Here is a 1,532-nt window from a genome sequence, read left to right on the forward strand (position 1 = left end):
GATGGCCAACACCCTGGTGTCGGGGCCTTCCTGGCAATTTGCCAGTTTGCAATCCTGCCTGTGTAAACCTCTCTCATACAGGAGTTCATCATGGGAATCATCAGTTTTTCACATTCACCAATGTCGTCAGTCCTGCTGGCACCCGTGCAGGCATTGGTGTCATTGTTTTTGCCGGCGCAGGGTATGACTGGGGCAAGCCGTTTTTCCGCGCCAGCCGGCGCACAGCCCAGATCTCACCAGCTTGCGCTACCCTTTGCTTCCGGCGATTTCGCGGCAATGCGCGGCCCGTCTGCCCGCGCCACTGGTGCTCTTGCCGTCCAACGCTCTGTCAAGGCGTCCCGACCCAGCCGGCTGCGAGTTGTCCGTGAGTTTGACTCCAATGTCGGCCCAGCGTGCGCTGGCCGCATGGTGATATCCGGCCGCATGGCCGACGTCTGCGCGGAACTTGAGCGCATGAGCCAGCGAGAAACCTCTTTGAGATAACTGGTACGGCAAGCATCCCACCAGAAGTTCAGCCCGGGCCTATGTGCTTTGCGGCGCCGTCTGGTGCGTTTCCTTGAGATACAAAATCCCCAGTCGGAAGTGACCCCGGCGGCAAGGAAGAAAAATCKTGCAGGCACAATATCGGCATGAATATTGTGATCCTCGACGACTATCAGGACGCGGTGCGGAAATTGAACTGCGCAGCCAAGCTGGAGGCCTACCCTGCCAAGGTCTATACCAACACCGTTAAAGGCATCGGCCAGCTGTCCGTCCGCCTCAAGGATGCCGATGTCATCGTCCTGATCCGGGAGAGAACCCAGCTCAACCGGCAAGTTATTGAAAAGCTGCCCAAACTCAAGCTGATTGCCCAGACAGGCCGTGTCGGAAGCCATATAGATGTCGCGGCTTGCACAGAACGCGGCATCGCGGTTGCCGAGGGCATTGGGTCTCCTACGGCACCCGCGGAGCTGACCTGGGCACTGGTAATGACCGCCATGCGCCGCATTCCGCACTATGTAGCCCACTTGAAGCATGGCGCCTGGCAGCAGGCAGGGCTCAAGTCAGCTTCGATGCCACCCAACTTCGGCATTGGCTCCGTCCTCAAGGGCAAGACATTGGGGGTATGGAGCTACGGGAAGATCGGGCAAATTGTGGCTGGCTACGGCAGGGCCTTTGGTATGCGTGTCGTGATATGGGGCCGCGACGCATCACTGGAGCGGGCACAGGCCGATGGCTTTGAAGTCGCGGCCAGCAAAGCCGAATTCTTTGAGCAAAGCGATGTACTGAGCCTTCACCTGCGGCTCAACGCAGAGACACGCGGTATCGTCACGCTGGAAGACCTGTCGCGCATGAAAACCACGTCCCTGCTGGTGAATACGTCAAGGGCGGAGCTGATCGAACCGGAAGCATTGATCGCCTCCCTCAATCGCGGGCGGCCCGGCCTGGCGGCCATCGATGTTTTTGAGTCGGAGCCCATCCTGCAAGGCCATGCGCTGCTCCGCCTGGAAAACTGCATTTGCACGCCGCATATTGGCTATGTTGAACAGGAC

The 1,532-nt window shown here is 59.0% G+C and carries 1 protein-coding gene; it reads left to right on the forward strand.

The features are described from left to right. Window positions 1-629 precede the first annotated feature (629 nt). Window positions 630-1,532: D-2-hydroxyacid dehydrogenase family protein (locus tag AC1DWI_RS22695; RefSeq protein WP_477725854.1), on the forward strand; the 903-nt coding region annotated here is incomplete at its 3' end.

The organism is Polaromonas sp. P3_C2 (assembly GCF_056402675.1).